This is a genomic window from Pseudoalteromonas sp. TAE79, from assembly GCF_000498015.1.
Lineage (GTDB): Bacteria > Pseudomonadota > Gammaproteobacteria > Enterobacterales > Alteromonadaceae > Pseudoalteromonas.
Map to the genome: position 1 here is coordinate 1 of NZ_AUTL01000074.1, position 17301 is coordinate 17301.

14 protein-coding genes and 1 pseudogene are annotated in these 17301 nt (G+C 38.4%); 9 read left to right on the forward strand and 6 right to left on the reverse strand.

Annotated elements, in window-relative coordinates; genetic code table 11:
- The coding region (locus tag L655_RS0103320; protein ID WP_024605253.1) for a group II intron maturase-specific domain-containing protein at positions 1-312 on the forward strand (312 nt) is incomplete at its 5' end.
- Positions 313-407: 95 nt separating this feature from the next.
- Here L655_RS0103320 and L655_RS01000000124975 read toward each other — a convergent pair.
- Both L655_RS01000000124975 and msrA read right to left on the reverse strand, forming a co-directional pair.
- Positions 408-1004, reverse strand: coding sequence for an amino acid ABC transporter substrate-binding protein (locus L655_RS01000000124975; protein WP_241764431.1), 597 nt, complete (start codon positions 1002-1004; stop codon positions 408-410).
- A 309-nt stretch (positions 1005-1313) separates the two neighbouring features.
- Complete coding sequence (gene msrA, locus L655_RS0103330; RefSeq protein WP_024604092.1) at positions 1314-2603, reverse strand: peptide-methionine (S)-S-oxide reductase MsrA; 1290 nt, start codon at positions 2601-2603, stop codon at positions 1314-1316.
- Positions 2604-2859: 256 nt separating this feature from the next.
- On the opposite strand from msrA, the gene pxpB reads away from it, so the two are divergent.
- The 6 genes and pseudogenes from pxpB (at position 2860) to L655_RS0103355 (ending at position 7921) form a co-directional block, all read left to right on the forward strand.
- Positions 2860-3525 (forward strand): 5-oxoprolinase subunit PxpB, encoded by a 666-nt coding sequence (gene pxpB, locus L655_RS0103335; RefSeq protein ID WP_024604093.1) that lies wholly within the window; start codon positions 2860-2862, stop codon positions 3523-3525.
- Entirely contained in the window at positions 3518-4444 is a 927-nt protein-coding gene (locus L655_RS0103340; RefSeq protein ID WP_024604094.1) for a biotin-dependent carboxyltransferase family protein, read from the forward strand. The genes pxpB and L655_RS0103340 overlap by 8 nt, the downstream gene beginning before the upstream one ends.
- A 22-nt stretch (positions 4445-4466) precedes the next feature.
- Positions 4467-4574 (forward strand): annotated as a pseudogene (locus tag L655_RS1000000127780) (DUF979 family protein); the annotation flags it as partial.
- The gene (gene pcp / locus L655_RS0103345; RefSeq protein ID WP_080670012.1) at positions 4567-5235 is read left to right on the forward strand and encodes a pyroglutamyl-peptidase I; all 669 of its coding nucleotides are present in this window, start codon (positions 4567-4569) and stop codon (positions 5233-5235) included. The pseudogene L655_RS1000000127780 and the gene pcp, both read left to right, overlap by 8 nt.
- A gap of 153 nt (positions 5236-5388) precedes the next feature.
- Positions 5389-7062, forward strand: coding sequence for an asparagine synthase B (gene asnB / locus L655_RS0103350; RefSeq protein WP_024604095.1), 1674 nt, complete (start codon positions 5389-5391; stop codon positions 7060-7062).
- Entirely contained in the window at positions 7046-7921 is an 876-nt protein-coding gene (locus tag L655_RS0103355; protein WP_024604096.1) for a PhzF family phenazine biosynthesis protein, read from the forward strand. The genes asnB and L655_RS0103355 overlap by 17 nt, the downstream gene beginning before the upstream one ends.
- A gap of 279 nt (positions 7922-8200) precedes the next feature.
- Here L655_RS0103355 and egtD read toward each other — a convergent pair whose 3' ends face one another.
- Positions 8201-9175, reverse strand: a complete 975-nt coding sequence (gene egtD / locus L655_RS0103360; protein ID WP_024604097.1) for an L-histidine N(alpha)-methyltransferase — start codon at positions 9173-9175, stop codon at positions 8201-8203.
- Entirely contained in the window at positions 9172-10443 is a 1272-nt protein-coding gene (egtB, locus tag L655_RS0103365) for an ergothioneine biosynthesis protein EgtB (RefSeq protein ID WP_024604098.1), read from the reverse strand. The genes egtD and egtB overlap by 4 nt, the downstream gene beginning before the upstream one ends.
- Before the next feature lie 892 nt (positions 10444-11335).
- Here egtB and L655_RS0103370 point away from each other — a divergent pair.
- Positions 11336-12898, forward strand: coding sequence for a BCCT family transporter (locus tag L655_RS0103370; protein ID WP_024604099.1), 1563 nt, complete (start codon positions 11336-11338; stop codon positions 12896-12898).
- Between the two features lie 248 nt (positions 12899-13146).
- On the opposite strand, the gene L655_RS0103375 is transcribed toward L655_RS0103370, so the two are convergent.
- Positions 13147-13857: a 3'-5' exonuclease gene (locus L655_RS0103375; protein WP_024604100.1), complete on the reverse strand. Its 711-nt coding sequence runs from the start codon at positions 13855-13857 to the stop codon at positions 13147-13149.
- Between the two features lie 3 nt (positions 13858-13860).
- Entirely contained in the window at positions 13861-15756 is a 1896-nt protein-coding gene (locus tag L655_RS0103380; RefSeq protein ID WP_024604101.1) for a DUF294 nucleotidyltransferase-like domain-containing protein, read from the reverse strand.
- Between the two features lie 213 nt (positions 15757-15969).
- Here L655_RS0103380 and L655_RS0103385 point away from each other — a divergent pair, with 213 nt between their 5' ends.
- Positions 15970-17292 carry an IS4 family transposase gene (locus tag L655_RS0103385; protein WP_198925100.1) on the forward strand — a complete coding sequence of 441 codons (1323 nt, stop codon included), beginning with the start codon at positions 15970-15972 and terminating at the stop codon, positions 17290-17292.
- Positions 17293-17301 lie beyond the last annotated feature (9 nt).

The window sequence follows — 17301 nt, forward strand, 5'->3', positions numbered from 1 at the left end:
GTGCGCGGTTTTGTAAATTATTTTAGTATAGCCAATTGTAAGCGAGAGCTAAAAGCCTTGGCAGGTTGGATCAGACGAAGACTAAGGGCAATACAGCTGAGGTTGTGGAAGAAGCCATCAAGGCTACATCGACGACTAAAGCAGTTAGGGAAAAAGCCACCGTTTAAGTTCATAAAGATGAACTCGTGGCGTAACTCACTAAGCCCTTTATCTTGTGTATCGATGCCAAACCAATGGTTTGAGGAGCTTGGTTTATATCCAATAGAAAAAGTGAATACGGGATGGCTTGCTTTATCAGCGTTTAGGAAATAAGTTGATAAAATGTGAAGGGTACAGGAGCCGTATACGAGGTCCGTACGTACGGTTCTGTGAGAGGGATGAGGCATAAGCCTCACCCTACTCGATAGTTAATTTTTTATTTGATACTCTTTTTTTAATTTACTTATTTGCACTTTATGTGAAAGCAAGAATGTATCAAATTTCTTAACTACCTCAGGGTAGTCAATCGACGATAATAAAAAGGCTTGTAAATCTGTCGGCAATTCGTTTTGAAAATAAACGGGTCGGGTTAATTTGAAATATTTAACAATATTATAGTTTAATACATCGTTAGATATGTAAATACACTCCACTCGCTCTTTTAAAAGCATCTCTATTAATTCCATTACGTTAGCTGTTTCAATTAGCTCAACGTTTTCGTTATTCATTAAAGGTTTAAAGCTTTGAGACGTAAACCCTCTCACCGTTGCAAAACTAACGCATTCATCAATAGTGATATTTTTATTTAAACTCGCAATACCCGTTTTAGTCACAACGGTTGGCTGCGAATAAATAATTTCATTTAAATCACCAAAGGAAGCTTTATAACTTGGTTTCCATTGAGAGTTATCAGGATATTTAAAATCAACATGATGGTGATCAATGAATTCTTTATAGAGACGATTAATTGGTAGCGTGTAAAACTCAAATTCAAAATCGTGCTGCTGTGCAAATAATGTGAGCAACTCTTCACTGAAGCCATAATAATCTGCACCATTTGTTCCACTACCATCAAAGTAGGTAGATACTCTATATTCTCTACGCCGACGACATAGTGGGTTGCCGACTTAGCATCGGTAATAAAAATTAATAAAGCTAAAGGCAAATACATTAACTGCGTCGTTATTTTTTATAAATTGATTCATTTACAACCTAAGTAATATTATTGATGTGTAGCTCAACGCTTTAATTTTAACAAATTTGCAAAGAATATGATAAATCTATTTTATGTAAAAAAAAGCCTGATTAAAATCAGGCTTTACAAAGTAAAAGGTTTAGCTTTTATCTCTTGGTACAAAATCGAGTACTGTTGCGTTTATACAGTAGCGGTCTGTGCCTCTAGGGCCTTCTCCTGGGAATAAATGACCAAGATGAATACCTGTACTTTTAGAACGTAGCTCAATACGTGTCATTCCCCAGCTGCTATCGTCATGCTGCGTTACACTACTTTTTACTGGGTGCTTAAACGACAACCAACCAGTACCGGAGTTAAACCTATCGCTTGTATCAAATAGTGGCTCTCCACTTAATTTATCAACAAAAGTACCATCAGGTGTATTTTTAAACTCTTTGTACTCTTTACAATAAGGTCTATCTGTTCGTGCATCGAATGCAACTTTATAAGCATCACTGTTACCTAATTTAAAAGCGCCTAATGCTTTATAAAACTCTTCAGGTGTTGCATAGCCTTGACGGCCATATACCTCAACGCCATTTTCTAAAAATAAAATAGTCGGCGTTGCCCACGTGGCTGACTTAATAGTTAAATCATTAAGTTGGTCAGCATGGCGAAATGTCATAGGTATTGTGCCTTTGTAATCATTTGCGACTGCTTTTTTAAATTTTTCACAGTACGGGCAGTAATCACGAGAATCAAGTACCACTATTTGCTTACCTGCGAGCAAAGCACTATTGTCTGCTTTTTCTACGGGTGTTTTATTAAAAACTACCCCTGTAGAATGATCGGGGCAATAGCCATTAGGGTTCTTTTCTAGATAATTTTGATGATATTCTTCTGCCGATACAAAACCTGTAAGCGGTTTAATAACCGTTTCGATTTTGCCGTAGCTCGCATCAGTTAAAAGCTGCTGATATTGCGATTTAACTTGCTCAGCTACTTTAGCTTGTGCATCAGTAGTCGTTAATACAATTGAACGATATTGCGTACCGATGTCGTTACCTTGGCGATTTTTTTGCGTAGGATCGTGACTTTCAAAATAGTTTTTTAAGAGATCTTCTGCTGAAATTATATTGCTGTTATACATAACTTGCACAACTTCAGCATAATTGTTCTCGTCAAAACGACGAGACTGATCGGTGATATTTCTGTACGTTGCTTTAAACCCATGGCCATCTGCATAACCCGACTCAGCATCAATAACGCCATTAAGCGCTTCGTAGCGTTTTTCTGCTCCCCAAAAACAACCAGACCCCAGTACAATGGTTTCTACATGCATGGTGGCTTCTACATTACTGTGTTCTACCTTTTCCATAGATAAAGCAAAGCTGCCTGCGCTAAATATAATAGCAGCGCCTGATAAATATAATAAATGCTGGTGTTTCATAAAGTACCTCATAAACAAGTGCGTGCTAATTAAGACCTCCTTATCTTAATTTTCATTTCAACCTAATTACTTATTTAGTACGAAATGTATTAAGTTTTAGTCCTCAATAAATTAAATACGATTAATTGAATATAAAAACACTCTTAAAGTAAGCTGGGAAAATAAACACTAAACATAACCACTTAGTCGCAATGGTGTAAATAAATTAATAAAACTGTGTTACGTTTAAATTATGTTGTACAAATAGGTTTATTTAATGAAGCCAGCTCCCCATATTTATGCATTAACAAACAGTAGTTTACTACTTGATGCATCGCATTTAGACGCTACAGATAGACTCTCTATTCAAAAGAAAATTTGGGCTTTAGCTAGCCACTGTAAAAGCACTGATGAATTTACCGATTTGGTGCCAGCCATGAACTCGCTCACTCTCTATTTAAAATCAGATAAACACTTAAATAAGTGGTTACAAGTGCTACCTTCGCTGTGGAATGATATTAAAACGAGTACTTTTAAAGGGCAACATCACTTAATCGAAACCATATACAAGGGTGAGGATATTAATTACGTGGCTCGTTATCATAATTTAAGCGCTGATGAGGTTATTAATATTCATAGTAAAACCAAGTACCACGTTTTATTTTTAGGCTTTCAGCCCGGTTTTGCTTACCTACATGGTTTAGAAGAGCAATTACATACGCCAAGGCGTGATGAGCCACGCATTAAAGTTTCTAAAGGCTCTGTTGCGATAGGTGCTGAACAAACCGGAATTTACCCCGCAGATACCCCTGGTGGTTGGCACATAATAGGTCATACAGATACTGCTTTGTTTGATTCGACCTCGGAGCAACCTTGTTTAATTCAACCAGGCGATACGCTTGAATTTGTTCCGCTAGTTAATAAAGGAGCAACTCATGATTAAAGTACTTAAAAGTGGTGTATTACTTACAATTCAAGATTTTGGCCGTGATGGCTACCGCCATCTAGGTGTAAACAAAGCGGGCAGCTTAGACCCCTTTGTACAAATAATTGCTAATAGATTACTTAACAATAACGACAATGATGCCGTTTTAGAAATAACTGTTGGTCTGTGCGAGCTGGAATTCACCTGCGACACAGTAATTGCGCTTCATGGTGCAGATTTGCAAGCAACCCTTGATGGACAAGCAATTTACCCTGGTTGGACATACACAGTAAAAAATAAACAAGTACTGAGCTTTGCTACTGGTAGAGCGGGCTTAAGAGCTTATTTAGCGGTTAAAGGCGGTATACAAAATACTGAAGTTATGGGCTCTAAATCTACAGATTTGAACGCATGTTTTGGTGGTATTGAAGGTAGAGCTCTCGCCACTGGCGATGAAATACCTATTACTCCTTATTATGGAGAGTTTATAAAAGTAGGCGCAATTGCTCCCGCCCAGCGCAAGCTTATAAGACTGCACCCAAGCCCTCATGCTAATTTGTTAGGCGAGCCTTTACTTAACAACTTTGTATCTACCGCATTTAAAGTTAGTAGTAACAGCAACCGAATGGGCGTAAGGCTTGAGCATAAAAATAATTTGGCACATTCGCACTCTTTGCCATCACTAGGGGTGAGTCCTGGGAGTATTCAACTGCCACCGAATGGTGAGCCTATTGTGCTACTTAACGATGGTCAAACAACCGGGGGCTACCCTCTTTTAGGGACTGTAATTGAAGCCGACTTACATCAATTTGCACAATTTAGACCTTTAGATACTGTTGAATTTAAATATGTAACGTTTGAAGAAGCAGCAAAGGCGAAGCAGAAACTTGACGGGCACCTACATCAATTGAGCCTTGCACTTAAAAATAACCTATAAAATATTCTAGAATCAACACGTCCTAGATTTAAAAAATAGGTACCATGTAATAAAGGTTCAAATTCCGACGGCCGTTTCCTTACTCGCCGTTAATATTATTTTAATGTATAGCTTGGTGTTTAATGACTAAATCAACTTCTACTATGCCGTGTGTATTAATAACTGGCTTTGCTCCTTTTGGTGGCGAAGCTATCAATCCTTCTTGGCAAGCAGTGCAAAAACTTGATGAAACTATCATCATGAAACACAAAATATGTACACTAGAACTTGCCTGTGAATTTAATACGTCTATCAGTCAGCTTATAAACGCCATTGAGTCGCACAATCCGGCGGTTGTTTTATGTATAGGCCAAGCTGGTGGGCGCAGCGAAATATCAATTGAGCGTATTGCAATAAACGTTGACGATGCACGCATTAAAGACAATGCAGGTAAGCAGCCTATCGATACACCAATAGAAAAAAATGGCCCTGATGCCTATTTCACAAACTTACCAATAAAGCGCATGTTACAAGCACTGCACAACAGCAATATACCTGCTGCCATTTCCAATACAGCAGGTACGTATGTGTGTAATCACGTTATGTATGGTCTTATGCATTACATAAATGATCACTGCGCTGTAATGAAAGGTGGCTTTGTGCATATTCCTTATTTACCAAGCCAAGCTGTGCACCACAATGGCGCACCAAGCATGAGCGAAGAAACCGTTATTAATGCCCTGAGAGTTATGATTGCACAAGCTTTGAACAATAATAGCGACGTAAAAATAGCAGCAGGAACTACGCATTAACCACTTTGGTGCAATTACATCTAGCTTGGTGCATAAATTATTCTTAATTAATTGTAAAAGCTATGTGACTTGAGTAATTTTTTCTGATAAAACAAGGTTTCGCAGCACAGCAAATTGGCTCTGCTGCACACATAATAGGAATGAGGAGTTACTATGTGTTCAATTTTTGGGGTATTAGATATTAAATCTGATCCCACTCAATTGCGTACCCAAGCAATTGAAATGTCAAAGCTGCTTAGACACCGTGGCCCAGATTGGTCTGGTGTATATGCATCTGAAAAAGCTATTTTAGTGCATGAGCGTTTAGCTATTGTTGGTGTATCAAGCGGTGCACAGCCTTTATACAATCCTGAAAAAACAAATATTTTAGCGGTTAACGGTGAGATTTATAATCATAAAGAACTTGCAGCAGAGTTAGACGTTGATTTTACTTTTCAAACTCAATCAGACTGTGAAGTTATTTTAGCGCTGTATAAACAAAAAGGGCCTGACTTTTTAGATGACCTAAATGGCATTTTTGCATTTTGTTTATACGACGAAGAAAATGACGCCTACTTAATTGGCCGTGACCATATTGGTATTATCCCGCTTTACACCGGTCACGACGAGCACGGTAACTTTTACGTTGCTTCTGAGCTAAAAGCACTTTCTCCAATTTGTAAGCATATTGAAGAATTTCCACCAGGGCATTACCTGTACAGCAAAGATGGCAAAATGACGCCTTATTACAAACGTGATTGGGAAACATTTGATGCAGTTAAAGATAACAGCGCAGAAGCGCAAGACGTTAAAGATGCATTAGAAGCGGCCGTTAAACGTCAATTAATGTGTGACGTGCCTTACGGTGTATTACTTTCTGGTGGTTTAGACTCATCGGTTATCTCTGCTATTACCCAGCGCTTTGCTGCAAAACGTATTGAAGATAACGACGAAAGCGATGCATGGTGGCCTAAGCTGCATTCTTTTTCAGTAGGTCTTGATGGCTCACCTGATTTAGCGGCTGCACAAAAAGTAGCTGACATGATTGGTACTATTCATCACCCTATCATTTTTACCATTCAAGAAGGTATTGATGCATTACGTGAAGTGATTTACCACATAGAAACCTACGACGTAACAACAATTCGTGCCTCTACACCTATGTACCTAATGGCTCGCCAAATTAAAGCAATGGGCATTAAAATGGTGTTATCTGGCGAAGGTGCTGATGAGCTATTTGGTGGTTACTTATACTTCCATAAAGCCCCTAACGCACAAGAGTTTCATGAAGAGCTAAACCGTAAAGTATCAAAACTGCATATGTTTGACTGTTTACGTGCTAATAAATCAATGGCGGCATGGGGCGTAGAAGCACGTGTACCGTTTCTTGATAAAGAATTTGTTGATGTTGCTATGCGTATCAACCCTGAAGCTAAAATGTGTAAAGATGGAAAAATTGAAAAACACATTTTACGTGAAGGCTTTGAAGGTTACTTACCTGATGAAGTGCTATGGCGTCAAAAAGAGCAATTTTCAGACGGTGTAGGCTACAGCTGGATTGATACCTTAAAAGAGTTTGTAAATGAGCAAGTGAGCGATCAAGAGCTTGCAAATGCAAAATTTAAATACCCTATTAATACACCAGATTCAAAAGAAGCTTACTACTACCGTACTATTTTTGAATCGCATTTCACTGGTGATGCATCAGCTAAATGTGTACCGCATGGTAAATCGGTAGCGTGTTCGACTCCTGAAGCACTTGCATGGGACGCATCGTTCCAAAACAATGCTGATCCATCAGGTCGTGCTGCAGGCGTTCATAACGACGCATATGCAAGCAAAGGTTAATACTCTTTGTTTAGCGAAGCGTAAGCCTAAATGGCTTACGCTTCGCTTTATAAAGCTCACTTCCACCGAATCTGTTTTTTATAGCCCTGCACATAACTTAAAAGGCTCAAGTGCTTTAATTGTTATTTATAAAAATGGGTTAACATCAAAAACAATGCAATATATTGCATCACAATCAACTTACCCTGCTACTGTATTTTTAAATCAAAATGAGATAACTAAACGCCATTGTAAAATTCGCTGGTTTAATCAAACGAGTGAAATTAAACGCTGTGGACATGGTACTTTAGCAGCCGCTAATTTTTTAATAGACCATTTGGGTTATTGCCCTGAAGTATTTACTTCAATGAGTAATGAGCGCTTTACTATAAGAGTAAAAAAACAAGGCGCTCAGCTGTTACTAAAAAGCATAGAGCCTAAAAAAAGCGAGTTAGCTGAAGGTGAGTTAAAAAGTGTGTTTTCAGTAGCAATAAAAGCAGCCTACACTACCGCTGATAAAAACGGTTATACGGTTGTATTATTTAATAAAGAATTTAGTAAAGAATTCGATGAATCAGTTAAAAAAGACGATTTAAAAAGCGTACACGTTGATTTTAAAGCTTTGTGTGCACTCCACAAAAATGCAGTAATTACCCTTAGTATAAAAAATAAAGACAAGAAAAATGCCATAGCGCGTTTTAGATATTTTGCCCCCCAGTTTGGCGTAAATGAGGACAGTGCAACGGGCTCTGCGGTATCTGTTATTGCCCCACTTCTATTTAGACTGCATGGTTTAAATAAAGCTAAGCTTATACAGCAATCAAATAATGGCGCATTGCTAAACTATGAGTTTAACAATGCCCAAGTTGTCATTTACTAGGGCGTGTTGATCTTTGCGAATTGAAATTTGTTCAATCTAGGGGCGATTAAATCGCGGCGCGAGGTTTGTAACCTAGTGGGCTAAGTAAAAATCGAGCAACAAAGAGTTTATCGCCCCTAGGCAGAACCCGAAGGGCAGCACATGTTTGGCATTTATGCTGCGTTATTGCCTATTTATGTGGAATAACCACACTTCATAGGCTCTGCCTTGCCTAAAAACCAAACATATTGCTGCAAATTCAACTATCAAAGATCAACACGCCCTAAACTTAAGTAACGTTTAAAGCGGTCTTAATAAACACAGGGCAAAATAGTTACTATCGTCTTGCCATGTTTGCTCTAACTTTAAATTAGCTTGCGCTGCAAGCTGCTTAAACGACTCGAGCGTGTACTTGTGAGAGTTTTCTGTATGGATACTTTCGCCTTCTATAAAGTCTATTTGCTGATCATTTATAATCACGCTTTGAGTACGATTACTTACTAAATGCATTTCGATACGGCTATGTTGCTCGTTAAAGCGTGACTCGTGGCTAAAATTGTCTAAGTTAAATGTGCCATTTAACTCGTTATTAATACGTTGTAGTAAGTTTTTATTAAACGCGGCGGTAACTCCCGCTTTATCGTTATATGCATCAAGTAACACTTGGCGCTCTTTTACTAAATCAACCCCAATTAATACATAACCATTTACACCGCATAAGCGATGGAAATTATTCATAATTTCTATGGCTTTAACTGGGGCAAAATTACCAAGAGTAGAGCCCGGAAAGTACACCAAATTAGTTTGACTGTCTAAAGCGGTGTCTTTGGTTAGCTGTTTGACCATTTGGCTATGTGTAAAGTCTCCTAATAATGGCGAAATTGCCAAATCTGGAAATAACGGTGACAAATGTGCAAGTGAATAACTGAGCATCTCCTCAGATATTTCAAACGGTACAAAGGTTTTAACGTTTGCCATATGCGCTAATAAATAGGCTACCTTTTTACCCGAGCCACAGCCAGGCTCTATAATAGAGAGGTTTTCAGGTAGCATTTGAGCAATCGACTTTGAGTGTTGCTCTAATATAGAAAGCTCAGTACGTGTAACATAATACTCTTGTAAGGTTGTTATTTGCTCAAATAATGCAGCACCTTTATCATCATAAAAATATTTACACGGAAGCGTTTTTTGTTGTTGAGTTAATCCGCTTATCACGTCGTTTAGAAATTCAGTGTCGGTTATGTTGCTTTGCTTAATCGCTGTTACTTGGCTCATACTATATCCTTAGCTAGTCTTATCCCGCTGCACATCCACGCTTGATGCGGGTAATAAAAATTACGGTATGTTTGTCGTAAATGGTTTTGAGGGGTAAACACACACCCACCACGTAACACCATTTGGTTATTCATAAACTTACCATTGTATTCCCCTGCTATTCCTTCAATAGGCTTAAAACCGGGGTATGGTAAATATGCACTGTTCGTCCATTGCCAACACGAATCAGTTAACTGATTTATTTCAGTATCACTATTTGCTTGCTGAGGTGTTAGGTAGTGATTATTAATCTCTGTTGAAGGTGTATTTTTAGCTGCATATTCCCATTCGAACTCTGTAGGCAAGCGAGCCTTTACAAAATTAGCATATGCACTGGCCTCAAAATAACTAACATGACAGATCGGGGCATTTAAATTAAGAGGTTCTAATCCATAGTGTGTAAACTCAAACCACTCGTTATCTATACAATGCCAATACAATGGTTGCGTTAGAGCGTTGTTTTGTATATTTGCCCAACCGTCACTTAACCAATACTGTGGATTGCTGTATCCACCGGCATTTATAAACTCTAAATATTCCCCATTAGTGACCAACTTATTGGCGAAGCTAAATGGATGAATTAATACTTGGTGTTTAGGGCGCTCGTTATCGTATGCAAATTCATCGTCGGCATTTGTGCCTATATTAATAATACCTTGCTCAAAGTTTATAAAATTAAGGGGCTTAATATCAGTTGATTTGTTTTGGCTATTTAAAAACGATATTTTATATTGCGGAAATAATGGATTTACTGAAAAGTTATATTTGATGTCCATCAGCATTAGTTCTTGATGCTGTTGCTCGTGGTGTAACCCAAGTTCAATAATATCTTTAATTTGTGGGCTAACTTCAGTTTTAAGTAATTCAACCACACAGCTATCTACATGCTCTCTATAAGCTAAAACTTCATCTAAACTAGGCCTGGATAAACTACCTCGGTGTGCGCGCTTAAATTGCTCTCCAATACCATTGTAGTAAGAATTGAAAAGCATTCGGTAGTGAGAGTTAAACACAGTGTACTGCTTGCAATAAACACTAAGTAAAAACGTTTCAAAAAACCACGTCGTGTGCGCTAAATGCCATTTACTTGGGCTGGCATCTGCCATAGCTTGTAATTGGCAATCTTCTACAGTGAGTGGTTCAATAATAGCCAGGCTTTCGCCTCTAACGCTGTAAAAGCGTTTAACAAGTTCGTTTTGATTGGTATTGTTTAAAGCGCATTCACGCATAATAGTATTAATCCTTTGCCTATCTATTTATAAAATATAGCTTAGGGCATGCTGAGCTTTTTGGATTGAAATTTGTTCAATCTAGGGGCGATTAAATCGCGGCACGAGGTTTGTAACCTAGTGGGCTAAGTAAAAACCGAGTAACAAAGAGTTAATCGTCCCTAGAAAGAACCCAAAGGGCAGTGTATGTTTGGTATTTATGCTGCGTTATTGCCTATTTATGGGGAATGACCACACTACATAGGCTCTGCCTTGCCTAAAAACCAAACATACTACTGTAAATTCAATCGCCAAAATTCAACATGCCCTAATGTTGTGTTAAATCATATTCATATTACAACTTGATTAAAGATGCTTATCAGCTTATAAATTTATACTAGCCCTGGAGGGAAATTTGCTCTTTGCTGCTCAGTTTTTAATTATTCTCACGTGTATGTAAGCATGTAGAATAACGCAGATTTGAAACAGCACCGTTAGGTTACAAACTTAGGATCGATTAAATCGCTCCTAAATAGAACAAATTTTAATCCTAAAAGGTCAACAAGCCCTAATATTTAAGCATTAATTAAGCTACTTAAAAATGATCTTTTTTTACTTAACCAAGTAAATTAATACTTTTAATAGCAAACTAAATTTTAACGTTCACTGAATTTTTAAATTTAGGGCTTTTAAATGAAAAAATCATGAATTTGGCCATATAAACAGCGTTTTAAATACAAATTCATTTACATTTAATATTTAACTCATACACTACTAGCTGTATGATCACTCTTCAAATTAGTTAGTCTTCAAATAATTATGGTATTACATTTACTTAATATTTAAAGGCTAATGTAATTCGATATGATGCCGAATTTATTTTGGCTTGTTAGGACAACTAAAGAGGTATTGCATGAAGGAAAATCATGACAAATATAGTATTGACAGTACAGACTACACTGTAGGTCAAGACAACGTACAAAAATGGGGGCTTGATATACATAACTCTGTTTTCGGCATAAGTGCCGGACTGATTGTCATTTTTTTAATCGCCATTCTTGTTACCGATCCACAAACGGCTAAATCTGCTCTTGATGGTATAAAAACAGATATTATCAATAACTTTGACGCCTTATTTATGTGGGCTGCTAATTTTTTCGTTGTTTTTTGTTTAGCGCTTATTGTTTCACCTTACGGTAACATTCGTTTAGGTGGTGATGATGCTAAACCGACTCACTCACGTATCTCATGGTTAGCTATGTTATTTGCTGCGGGAATGGGTATTGGCTTAATGTTTTGGGGCGTTGCTGAACCACTTGCTTATTATACAGGCTGGTTTGAAACACCACTGAATGTAACACCTAATACACCCGAGGCGGCAAAAGTAGCAATGGGTGCGACTATGTTTCACTGGGGTCTTCACCCGTGGGCTATTTATGCCGTTGTAGGGCTTTCGCTTGCATTTTTTACTTATAATAAAGGCTTACCACTGTCTATTCGTTCTATCTTTTATCCTATTTTAGGTGATAGAGCATGGGGCTGGCCAGGTCACCTCATCGATATTTTAGCCGTGCTTGCAACCCTGTTTGGTCTTGCTACTTCTTTAGGACTTGGGGCACAGCAAGCTTCTGCAGGAATAGACCATGTATTTGGTACCTCAGGCGGAGTTGGTTCACAAATTTTAGTCATTATAGGTGTTTCACTTTTAGCTATTGTTTCAGTAATTCGTGGGATTGATGGCGGCGTTAAAGTACTTAGTAATGCCAATATGCTAATCGCCTTAGTTTTGCTTATCTTTGTTTTTTTAGTAGGCTTTGCTGTTTCTGTAGGTAATATCCCGACTACTGTTATGGGGTATATAGAAAATATCATCCCACTAAGTAATCCTCATGGTCGTGAAGATGAAACTTGGATGCACGGGTGGACTGTATCTTATTGGGCATGGTGGATTTCTTGGTCACCGTTCGTAGGTATGTTTATCGCGCGTGTATCACGTGGTCGTACAATTCGTGAATTCTTAATTGCGGTATTGCTTGTTCCTACTGCTGTTACTATTTTATGGATGTCTATATACGGCGGAATTGCAATTGATCAAGTAATCAACGGTGTAGGTGAACTAGGTGCTAATGGCCTAACTGAAGTACCTTTAGCTATGTTCCAAATGTTTGATGCATTACCTATGGCGAACATTTTATCATTTGTAGCAATTATTTTAGTATTGGTTTTCTTTATTACTTCATCGGACTCTGGTTCTTTGGTAATTGATTCAATCACTGCCGGTGGCAAAATTGATGCTCCAGTACCACAGCGTATTTTTTGGGCTGTGACTCAAGGTGCGGTANTAGGCGGGACTGAAGCGATTCAAGCACTTCAAGCTGGCTCTGTATCAGCAGGATTACCTTTCACTATTGTATTGTTATTTATGTGTTTAAGCTTAGTTTTAGGTTTACGAACTGAGCCTCGCTCAATTAAATAATACTTTGAGTAAGTAACGTAATACTTTTACTTAGTAACAAAAGCGCCGCAATTTTTGCGGCGTTTTTTTGTTTAACTATTTAAAATCATACCAATTCGCTTAATAAAGTGATCTATTTTGTGGCAGGAAAATCGTATCGATAGTAAGGCAAAAATTTCGTTATTTAGTTATTCTAAATGAGAGATTTTTAACGCAGCTAGCGTCAGGTTTAACCCCCAAAACGATTAAAGTATCATTGCGTATTGGTATTATACCCACAACTCTGAAATTGGAGTATCTACACGGTAATGATGACTCAGTTGCGCTTGTAGAAGCTCGGCTGTAGCAAGCGCATCCGTTAGAGCATTATGGTTATTATATGGAGGTAATGAGTATCGCTTGCGGCAATCTGTTAATCTGAGCGATCCAAGTTTTGTGTTAAACAATCGGCCTAATACTCCCTGCCTTGCTTTTAGTGCTCTTTTTTCTAGCTCCATTGTATCAACAAGTGCAAACTCAATACCTTCTTTAAGCCTCAGTAATAACGCATTATTTAAAAAATGGCGCTCTATTGCAGCGTAATGCACCACGACAACTTTGCCACTTAGCGCTTCAAGTAAAGGTTCAATAATTCGATTAAAGTCAGGTGCGTCATCCACCTCAGAGTGCGTTATTCCATGAATTAAAATAGATTCTTCATGCAGGTTACGTCTTGGTTGAACAACCCAATGCCGACTGTGTTTGCAATAAATACGCTTTAAATTAAATGGCACTAAGCCAACACTCACAATATCGTCGTTTTGGCTATTTAAACCTGTTGTTTCAAAGTCCATTGCTACAAAAGGCACATCTTCTACTGCGGCTTTATCTTGGTTATAAGCACCTGCATAAAAGTGTTTTAGAAGTTTATTTTCGGTGTTGTTGGCAAGCTCGTTGTATCTAGCTTGCCAATCAACTGCTTTGTAATTACGCTGATTCATAGGCTACTTTACACCAGAGTTTGCAGTGTAGCTAAATTTTAAATAGCTTTGTGCTTTTTCTAAAATAGCGAATGCCTCTTTCAAGTTTCGCTGTTCAAAAGGAGAAAGTAAATGTGGGTCTAAGTCGTTATCAGGCTCTTCGCCCTTCTCTATTTGCCACGCTTGATGGCGAATTCGCATCATAGCAATATACTCAAGTGCATCACGTAAATCTTGCGCTTTACCCTGCGGTAATAGCTTAGCTTCAATAATATCTTCTAATCGCTCAAATGAGTTTTGTTTACGCGAACCAATAGCTAATGCGTGTACGCGTATAACATCAGAAAGTGGTGCAGTCCCTCTTCGCTTTAAGTTCATTGAACGCTTATGTTGGCCGTTATGCTCCATAACAAAGCCTTTAAAAAAGCCAAGCGGTGGTGTTCTATTTCGAGCATTTGCTGCCATATTTGCTAGAAATATAAGATTCACTTTACTTTGTTTCGCTATAAATATTTTAAGCTCGTCGGCCCACTTGGTTTTACCCCACACACCGTCTAAATCAAAAAATATAGAGCTATTAAGCAGTGCTTGTGGTTTTGGCTGGGCTATCCAATCTGCAAATTGATCGAACCACTCTGAGCGAGTTTTACGCCATTTTTTAAACGACGCCATTATTTCGCCATCACAATAAGTGTAACCACACTGCGCTAAGCCATCACACACAAAATCGGCAATATTTTGAAAGTACGCGTTATGTTTTTCATCGTCGTAACTGTCATCTAAAATTAGTGCGTTATCTTGATCAGTTACAATAAGTTGCTCGTCGCGAGCCATTGAGCCCAGTGCAATAAAACAATAAGGAACGGGAGGTGGACCAAACTTTTCTTCAGCTAATACCAGTAATCTTTGTTTAAAAGTACGTCCGATAACGGCCATGGCAGTACCAATCATGTGTGAATTTGCATCTTCGTTAACCATACGGACAAATACATTGGGTAATTGGCGTGCATAATGCGCTAAATCCTCAATTGTTTGTTGAGCAAGTATGCCGCGTACAAGTAATAAGCTGCTTTGCGATTCGTAACGTAAAATATCAGAGAGCGAGATAACTCCTATAGGACGTCTTTTTTGTACTACGGGTAAATGATGGAGATTATCTCTGAGCATGGCCAGTACCGCTTCAAAAATATAGTCATTAGCATCTAAAAGCACTAAGTTAGTAGACATAATCTCTTTTGCTTGTGTGTTAAAATCAAGCCCTTTAGCCACTACTTTTGAGCGTAAATCCCTATCGGTTATTATGCCAACGACTTGTCCATCATCTTCCTCAGGATCGTCGTTTATTGGTTTATTTACATCGGTTACCAAAACTGACGATACAGCCTCTTCGGTCATTAATTTAGCGATATCTTGTATTGTAGATGTTGCATCTACGGTGACTACATCTCTGTGAATTAATGATTTTACTTTAGCGGTTGTAAGGTCATTGCCATCAGCTTGTTCAACAATAGCTTGATGTAAACGCACGTTACCATCTGTTTCAAAGTAATCAGCAAACGCATCAAACTCATCACAGTAACGATTAAATAGCTCGACATTTATACAATAAACTAACGTATCTTCAAGAGCAGTTGCAGGAAAACGCACCTTACGGTTCATCAATAAACCCATTTGACCAAATATTCCTGCAATGGCCAAACGATTGTATAGCTCACCATTTCGGCGATACATTTCTACAGAACCACTTCTAATCACATACAAATCAGATATGTCTTGTCCAAAACTTAAAATGTCTGTTTTTGCTCTAAAATAAGCAACTTCTACTTGTTGAGCTAGCTCATTAAGCGCTTTTTGAGGTAAGTCATCAAAAGGAGGATGTTGTGCTAAAAATTGTGCGATTTCAACTTGTTCGGCTTGCATAAATCCCTTCCTGTATGCGCATTAAAATGACTAAATCTATTTTGCAGATTAACACTATCATCGGGGTGTGAAAACAATTACTGTACAAATTTAGGCACAAAAAAAGAGCCTAAATAGACTAATGCCGATCAGTTAAGAAAATGACCGGTTGACCGATCCAAACGATCATGCAAAATCCGTAGTTAGGAAACTAACTACGGATTTTTTGTGAATATAGAACAAGCACTGCAAGCAACACTTGAAGAAAGCAGCCGATACCATACCTTTGAAAAATTATCAGAAATTCTTGACCCTGAAATCATTGAACAAGGTTTTCAACAAGCAGGGATTGCAACCGTTCGTAAGCGAAGATTACCGCTTGAAGCCGTTTTGTGGTCAGTTATTGGCATGGCATTGTTTCGAAAAGAATCAGTTTGGAATATCGCTAATAAGCTAGATATCATGTTACCTGGCAAGAACCCACTCGTTGCTCCAAGTGCGATGGTACAGGCGAGACAAAGGTTAGGTGATGATTCCGTTAAACACGTTTTCAATAAATCTGCTCAATCAATGTATAAGCAACAGTCATTCGAAACATGGAATGGTTTGAACCTATTAGCTGTTGACGGTGTTGTGTGGCGAACAGCCGACACGCCTGATAATCGTAAAGCCTTCTCTTCAGGTAGCAACCAATACGGTGATACAGCCTTTCCTCAAATACGCATGGTCTGTCATATGGAATTGACCAGCCATCAACTTCTCAGTAGCGAGTTTGATAACTATAAAACCAACGAGATGAAATTAGCTGAGCGTTTAATTGAACGTACACCAGATAATTCACTGACTATGTTTGATAAAGGATATTATTCTTTAGGCCTGTTAAACCGTTGGCACCAAACTGGGGAGATGAGGCACTGGTTGATACCAGCAAGGCCCGACTTACAGTATGAAATCATCTCCAGCGCGGGTAAAAATGACCATATCATTGAATTGAAAACAACAAAGCATGCACAAAAAAACTTTCCCGATGTTCCTGAAACGATTAAAGCGAGATTAATCAGCAAAACAATAAAGGGCAAAAGCTACCGTATATTAACCTCGATGACGGATAGATTGCGTTATCCAGGTAATGAAATTGTTGAATTATATTGTCATCGTTGGGAGATAGAACTTGGGTTTAGAGAAATCAAACAAACCATGCTTGATAGCGCATACCATTTAAGAAGTAAGCGTCCAGACATGGTGCGTCAGGAGCTATGGGCCGTGTTACTCGCCTATAATTTAATACGAAGAATAATGACGATGGCGGCGACAGTCACAGGGATATGGCCTAACCAGCTTAGTTTCTCTAGCAGTTCGATGGCTGTCATTCAGTATTTCTCGTCAGTATCTATAATGAGCCCAGGGAACATTCCAATACACTGGCAGCACTTACTCGATACACTGGTCTTATTTAAGCTTCCAGCTAGACGAGAAGATAGAAGATATCCCCGATGGGTTAAGCCAAAACCATCTAAGTATCCCCATAAAAAGAAAGATGCCAGTCAGCTTAACTGACTGGCATTA

Bases quoted from the DNA above. Each gene is read 5' to 3' on its own strand.
- egtD (WP_024604097.1), bottom strand. From the start codon at position 9,175: ATGAGCCAAGTAACAGCGATTAAGCAAAGCAACATAACCGACACTGAA.
- pcp (WP_080670012.1), top strand. From the start codon at position 4,567: ATGACTAAATCAACTTCTACTATGCCGTGTGTATTAATAACTGGCTTT.
- pxpB (WP_024604093.1), top strand. From the start codon at position 2,860: ATGAAGCCAGCTCCCCATATTTATGCATTAACAAACAGTAGTTTACTA.
- L655_RS0103355 (WP_024604096.1), top strand. From the start codon at position 7,046: ATGCAAGCAAAGGTTAATACTCTTTGTTTAGCGAAGCGTAAGCCTAAA.
- L655_RS0103340 (WP_024604094.1), top strand. From the start codon at position 3,518: ATGATTAAAGTACTTAAAAGTGGTGTATTACTTACAATTCAAGATTTT.
- msrA (WP_024604092.1), bottom strand. From the start codon at position 2,603: ATGAAACACCAGCATTTATTATATTTATCAGGCGCTGCTATTATATTT.
- asnB (WP_024604095.1), top strand. From the start codon at position 5,389: ATGTGTTCAATTTTTGGGGTATTAGATATTAAATCTGATCCCACTCAA.
- L655_RS0103380 (WP_024604101.1), bottom strand. From the start codon at position 15,756: ATGCAAGCCGAACAAGTTGAAATCGCACAATTTTTAGCACAACATCCT.
- egtB (WP_024604098.1), bottom strand. From the start codon at position 10,443: ATGCGTGAATGCGCTTTAAACAATACCAATCAAAACGAACTTGTTAAA.
- L655_RS0103375 (WP_024604100.1), bottom strand. From the start codon at position 13,857: ATGAATCAGCGTAATTACAAAGCAGTTGATTGGCAAGCTAGATACAAC.